This is a genomic window from Rhodopirellula europaea 6C, from assembly GCF_000338295.1.
GTDB classification, from domain to species: Bacteria; Planctomycetota; Planctomycetia; order Pirellulales; family Pirellulaceae; genus Rhodopirellula; species Rhodopirellula europaea.
On record NZ_ANMO01000021.1, the window covers coordinates 1 to 6,597 of the forward strand.

A 6,597-nucleotide genomic window follows, 5' to 3' on the forward strand; every position below is an offset into this window, starting at 1 on the left:
GCGGCTAGTTTTATGGATGCCGGCTGGAGGGCCCCAGCCGGCTACGGATGGGGTGTCGTGGGGGGATGTTGGTGATCGAGCGGCTGATGTAGGTCGCTGGGGTCCCAGCGAGCTGGGACGTGACAGGTGTTGGGATTCACACTGGGGGCCACCGTGCTACAGGTGGTGGAAGTGTGAGATTTCTGGCTTGTTTCTTGGGGGTGTGGTGTTCCCTCGGGCGGTTCAGGGAACCTTTCGCCGTCAAAATCGGAGCAGACCGGCGGGTTTGCGCGATCGCCCAGACAGTTTCAGGCTGAATTGTGTGTCAAAAAGATGCGTTTCCGGTCATCTCTGAATACAATCGCTATTTGCAGAGGCAGGTGGTCCGCCGTTCCGAACTGAACGGTGGTCCCTGTTCGTAGAGTCAACACGCAACGAATGCGACCCAAGTTGGTCCGACTGCCCTCGCACGGGCACTCCATCTCCTCCTACTCTTCACCGCCCCCATGGCCGCACGCGACGATTCAGTGATCCGAGGCAGCTTGATTGCCAGCCTGATTTTCTTGGTGCTTTCTTTGGCGCTCAACTTCTTCTTTTGGAGTTGGGGCGACACGCAAGCTGAGACAGCAGCGGGTGCCAAGGAAAGACTGCAGACTCGAGACAGTGAGCTGCGGGAAATGCAAAGCCAAGCGACGTTGATGAAGGCGATGCTTGGTGTGGGAGGATTGAGCCAGGCTCAATTCGACCAGCTGACATCCAGCAGCGGTGACGATCCTGAAATGGAGATCATTGAGCAGAACTTTGCGCGTGACATGGCGTTGTTCGGCCCCGAGGTCGATCCGCAAAACCGCAACTATCCCGCGCTCCCTGATTTCTTGGTCAATGCGATTCGCAACCGCAACGTCCAGTACAGCCAAGCTCGCGATGAAGCGACTCAAATTCGTTCGCAAGCCGACAGCGACATCGAAGTGGCTTTGAAAGCACAGGAAGTCGCAGAGAAAAGCCGCGACGACGCGAACAAGAAATTGGAAACAGAACAAGCCAAGTTTGCCGAAGATCGCCAGCAAATGAAGCTGACGACAGAACGAACCAGCGATAGCCTGCAGAAGAAGATTGCTGAGTTCACGACGTACCGAAACAAGGTCACCGCCGAGATCAACGAGCTGCAGCAGTTGGAAAGCCGATTGTCCAACACGATCGAAAACCAACGGCAAGAACTCGTGCGACTGCGAAGCACCAACTTCGAGAGCACGCAAGGTTTGATCAGCTACGTTTATCGTGATGGCAATGTCGTGACGATCAACTTGGGATCGGCCGATGAACTGACTCCTGGTGTCACGTTTGGTGTCATCGATGGCGACGAAACTCGCCTGCAGGATGCGAAGATCAAGGCGACCATTCAGGTCACCAAACTGTTGGGCGATCACCGCGCCGAAGCTCGCGTGGTGGCGTTGCCTGAGATTCGTTATCCGATCATTCCTGGTGACCAAATCTACTCACCGTTCTGGTCGCCAGGACGTCGCGTGAAGATCGCGTTGATGGACAACATCGATATCGACGACGACAACCGACCCGATACCACGGAGATTTCTTCGATGATTCGTGCCGCCGGTGCGGAAGTCGCCGCGATTCTGCGAACCGATGGAACTCGCGAAGGCACGTTTGACAGCAGCGTTCGATTCTTGGTGATTGGCGAAGCGGAGCGGTTGGACGATCAAGCGGAGAATGCCAGCGAGATTGCCGCGGTCGGGAAAGCCAAGGCGGAAGCCACGGAGAATGGTGTGACAGTCATTCCTGCTTGGAAGTTGCAGGCTTATCTGAAGACGATCGATGACTCGCTGACAACGCCGCTTGGATCGGCCGTTCGTGGACGAGACTTTGCTCCCGAGAAATCTTTGGCTCCGAAGTCGTTGCCCAACAACCTGCCGAAGATCTACACCGAGCAGAAAGAACGCGTGCAACGCAACAACGAAATCCTGCGACCGTAATTCGCGATTGCAATGTTTTATGTGCTGCTGGGATGCCCGCTGGAGGGCCCCAGCGGGCTACGGTTGCAATGACGTGCTGGTTTCTCGAGAGCAGTCTGTAGCTCGGTGGATCTCCACCGAGTTTTACGTTGGTTTGCGTGGACTCACGTTGGGGACCACCGTCCCACAGGTCGGTGTGAAGCTAAGTTTGGCTTTGTGAGAAGCAGGTGGCTTGCCTGGTGAGGGGTTCACCGGGCTCAATGTGATCCGCTATCTGGATCGGCGGACTAGGGGCTCAGTTTCGGGTCAGGTCCCAGGCATCGGACCAGGTCGTTTGGACGGCTTTCATGCCAAAGTCGTTTTCCAAACGTTCGGCCATGTCTGGTAGGTGGCCGGCTCCGTAGAACACGGCGATGTTTTCCTTGCCAGCGTCGAGCTCTTCCTTCAAAATCTCAAACGCTTTGCGGTTGCGACCTTTGATCAATGTGTTCTCGCCGTTGGCGTCGTCCATGCCAGCGGTCACCAGTTCAATGTCGACGAGCTGGCGGGCCATCGCACGCTTCATGTTCTTGGGACGATCTTCGCCGCTGAACATCGCCATCATCAAACCCGCGTCACCGCCCGTTTTGGCTTGGGAAGCGATTCCGGCGCCCAGCATTCGAGCGATCATTTTCCAGACGCTGTCGCCGCGTTTTTCGAGGTCTTCGACAAACTCATCGGGGCTCATGTCCGCATGGCGAAAGTTCTCGGCCATGTAGTCGATCTTTTCCAGTTGATACTCCAAGTTCAACATGTCCTTCATGCCGGTTTGAACCGAAGCCAAAATCGATCGCCGCTCCTCGAGGTCCTCGGGTCGAATGCGAGTCCCGTCGGGTGCGACCAATTCGTACAGAACGGAATCGTACTTGGAGAGCTGTTCTTTCAGTTCGGTGTAGTACTCGTCTTGGCCGATGTGGACGACGCCGACCAAGTCAACAATCGCCCCGTCATAACGGGTGCCGGGTTGGCCAAGGAACTGAACCGTTGCGGTTTGCAACGCGTTGGGTTTGCCGTCGACTTCGTGAACACGAACGTAGGCCGGCTCCTCGGCAGGCTTGGCTGTTTCGGTTTCAGCAGCGGGTTGCTGAGCTGGCGTTCCCACTTCTGCTTGAACAGGTGTTTCCGCGACCTGAGTTTCTGCAACGGCAGGTTCTTGGCCAACGACGGGTGCGAAGCCAAGGGCGGTAGTCAGACAAATTGCCAAACCGCTGGTTCGCACTCTGCGAGAGAGACGGTGCCCAATGGATTGGAAGGCGACCCGCCACGCTGAGAGTCGGGGGAGAAAATGGCGTTTCATCGAGATCGCTCAAAGTCAGTAGGAAAGAGGCTGCCCGCTTTCACCATAGCGCCAGAAACGATTTCCGGCAAGCAAATGATTTGCTGCGGGGACGAAGTGCATCGGTTCCAGGCCCGGAAAGGGCTCATCGAAGGCGCACGCTGCGATGCAAACACCCCGGACAATGGTGGCTCAGGACGTCGCGGCAGCCAGTCGCGACGGAGCCAATTCGTCCAGCAAACCGGCCCAATCGCCGGCAATTGCGGTTTCGCCCCATTTCGCGGCAATCATCACGCTGTTGATCCCAGACCCAATGCCCAGCATCGCGGTGCGGTGTCCGGGGGATAATTCTCCGGTTGCGGCCGCCGCGGCGACGGTCAACGGCAGAGCGACTGAACCGGTGTTGCCGAGAGCCGGAAAGGTCACACTGTCGCTGTTTTCCGGCAACTGCATCGCTTCCAGCATGCCAATTCGGTGTCGCGAACCGACTTGATGGCAAACCGAACGGTCGATCTGGTCGCGAGACCAGCCGGATTGTTGCATTAGCTCATTCAGTGCCGCCACGCCGGTTGCGATGCCCTCGGCCATCAGTGTTTCAGAATCCGTTTCCATCAACGGTTGCATGCCCGCCCCGGCCGTGTCTTGATCGCTGCGACAAAGGTTGTGATGGGCCGTGTGGGCGCGTGCGATCGCGTGTTCCAGGATCGTTGCGTTGGGGCTGAGGTCGCGTTGGGTCAGCAACCATGCACAGCTGCCCGAACCGATCGTCAGCGACGCAAAGGCAGGTTTGACGGTCTTTCGCGTGAGCCGATCGTCGGCGTTGAGCGACGCGATGGTCGCTTCCATCAACGGTCGGCTGTTCTCGGTTCCGACAACGATACCGGCGGAGATCATTCCCGACTGGATCATGCTAGCGATCTGGACCGCTCCGTTAAGAACACCCAAGCAAGCGTTTGAAACGTCGTAGACCCAGCAGTCCGGTGACAGGCCCAGCTCGTGATGCACTCGCGAGGCGGTGGCGGGTTCGAGGAAGTCGCGACAAACGCTGGCATGGATAAGAGCCCCGATTTGGTTTGGGGCGACCGAGGCGGCTTCCAAGGCGTTGCGACCGCTTTCGATGCTGGGGCCGCTGGGGACGGTGCCCGGTTCCCAAACACGCCGGCTGTCGATGCCGCTCATCATTGCCAGTCGGCCTTCGGGCAATTTCAGGCGGGAGTACAACGGAAGCAGATCCTTTTCAATCTGTTCGCTGGTCCACTGTGCTTTGGGAATCGTGACACCGATGGATGCCAACGCGACGTCAGGAAAATGCACAGCTGCGGTCCTTCCAGTGCCTAAGCCCGAAAGAAATTGAGCCTTCGATCTGGCACGTCTTTGAATGAATCTTGAAAAGGAGTGATTTTCAAGGTGTGTTGAACAATGAGTCGCGAAACAGGTTACCAGATTGTTGGCGATCGACGAATCGGCGAGCTAGCGATCAATGCATGCGGCCGTATCGCAGGCACCGCATACATCGGCAACGATTCAGGCCACGGCAGCAACGCCAGTGAACTGGAAAATGCGTTCATGGGGAAGCACGCCAATGTCTACATATGGCGGCTTTTGAAAGATTGCGATCCGCGTTGGTAGGTGAGAAGTCATTTCGTAGACAGGGGGTGATCCGATCGTTTCCACTAGCGAGTTCAGTATGCACCCAGATTACATGTGAAAAAGTGTAGATTTCGTGTTTGAAAACACGCTTTGCTAGCAAAAAAGGCCTTTGCTAGCACTACCCGTAGTGGGCTGGAGCAGCCTTTTCACAATATATCGTTCTTGCTTGGTTATGTGAAACACGACCTCTAATCTCCCGCTCATCAGACGCGACACTGTCGCCGCGCCGCTTATCACATCCCTCATTGGAAAAGTTCGGGAAGCAAAACGACCAGCCTGTTTCAAGATGATTCAAGCTGGATGAGTCTCACATGAGAGCCCTTTTCCCTGCAGGTACGGCAGGCGGCATCATACGACTGAGTCCTCGCGGATTTGCATCTCGCTCGATTTGATTTAGCAACCGACTGCTGCATCGAATGCTTGACCCATGCGGGCTCCCTAACGCCGATATGAAGAGGATCTTCTCATGACGCGCAAGCCCCTGATTGGTTTGAACGCCGACTTCCGTGCCGCCGCTCGTAGCACCCCCGCGTTCGCCTACATCGCATCTGGTTACTACCAAGCCATCATCAACGCGGGCGGGATTCCTGTGTTGGTTCCTCCGCAAGCTGACGAAGAGTCGGTGAGCCGAGTTTTGGACGCTGTCGAGGGTTTCTTGTTCATCGGAGGCGGCGACCTGGATCCTCGCAACGACGGATTCATGCTTCACCCCAGCGTTCATCCAATGGATGCGGCTCGCGAAGCCAGCGACCGCATGCTGATGGCGGAAATCGCTGAACGCCGCATGCCTGTCTTCGGCATTGGCGTTGGCATGCAGCTCATCAACGTCCAGCAAGGCGGCAACTTGTTCTTGCACATCAAAGAAGACTTGCCCGAAGCCGTGCCACACTTTGACGCTCAAGACGTCAATCACCGGCACACTCTCAACGTCGAAAGTGACTCGTTGATCGGCCGCGTTTACGGCGACGGCGAGATTCGCGTGACCAGCCGTCACCACATGGCGATTGATGAAGTCGCCCCTGGATTCCGCGTCACCGCTCGTTGCCCCGATGGCGTGATCGAAGCGATCGAAAGCGAAATGATCGATTGGTTCGCTTTGGGAACTCAGTTCCACCCCGAATCCGAAGCCGCTTCGGCTTTGGACATTCGCATCTTCGAAGAGTTCGTGGACGCCGTTCGCGACCGCAATCAAGACGCCCCCGCCAAAGAAGGCGACGAAGCCTACCGTTTGGTCGCTTGAGATTCGAAACCACACTACGGAGAGGATGTTGATGAATCGAATTTTTTGATCCCATCCCACCGGGTTCGCTGCCCACGGTTGTCCCGCGAGAACCGTTTTCCGCCAAAGGATTGGCGGGATGGCAGCACGGAAGCATCGTCTGATGCAGCGAACCCGGTGAGAATGGGGCTTCTTCGCAGAAGCCCCTCGCCTTCAAGGATGAAGGTTAGTGGAGGTCGAGGATTGGCCCGATCGGAAAGCGATTCAACAACGAAGCAAGTCACGGCTGACAAGTCCAACCGGGCACGTTCCAAAGGAGCGTGCCCGGTTGTTTTTTGGACTCGCAGGTACCGATAGGTATGGGAGTCCGGCTCAACCGGACTTCCCTACCCCTATCAGAGAGGTCGTGCAGTTTTATTTCACCCTCCCTTTGGGAGGGTCGGCCCGCTTCGGGCCGGGGAGGGTTG

The 6,597-nt window shown here is 56.8% G+C and carries 5 protein-coding genes; 3 read left to right on the top strand and 2 right to left on the bottom strand.

Annotated elements, in window-relative coordinates:
- Positions 1 to 485 precede the first annotated feature (485 nt).
- Positions 486 to 1,967: a hypothetical protein gene (locus RE6C_RS01590; protein WP_008653223.1), complete on the top strand. Its 1,482-nt coding sequence runs from the start codon at positions 486 to 488 to the stop codon at positions 1,965 to 1,967.
- 274 nt (positions 1,968 to 2,241) lie between these two features.
- On the opposite strand, the gene RE6C_RS01595 is transcribed toward RE6C_RS01590, so the two are convergent.
- Positions 2,242 to 3,204 carry a TraB/GumN family protein gene (locus tag RE6C_RS01595; RefSeq protein WP_008653225.1) on the bottom strand — a complete coding sequence of 321 codons (963 nt, stop codon included), beginning with the start codon at positions 3,202 to 3,204 and terminating at the stop codon, positions 2,242 to 2,244.
- Between the two features lie 249 nt (positions 3,205 to 3,453).
- Positions 3,454 to 4,575, bottom strand: coding sequence for a 3-oxoacyl-ACP synthase III (locus RE6C_RS01600; protein ID WP_008653226.1), 1,122 nt, complete (start codon positions 4,573 to 4,575; stop codon positions 3,454 to 3,456).
- 105 nt (positions 4,576 to 4,680) lie between these two features.
- Here RE6C_RS01600 and RE6C_RS01605 point away from each other — a divergent pair, with 105 nt between their 5' ends.
- Positions 4,681 to 4,890 carry a hypothetical protein gene (locus RE6C_RS01605; protein ID WP_008653227.1) on the top strand — a complete coding sequence of 70 codons (210 nt, stop codon included), beginning with the start codon at positions 4,681 to 4,683 and terminating at the stop codon, positions 4,888 to 4,890.
- A gap of 487 nt (positions 4,891 to 5,377) precedes the next feature.
- The gene (locus RE6C_RS01610) at positions 5,378 to 6,151 is read left to right on the top strand and encodes a gamma-glutamyl-gamma-aminobutyrate hydrolase family protein (RefSeq protein WP_008653228.1); all 774 of its coding nucleotides are present in this window, start codon (positions 5,378 to 5,380) and stop codon (positions 6,149 to 6,151) included.
- Positions 6,152 to 6,597 lie beyond the last annotated feature (446 nt).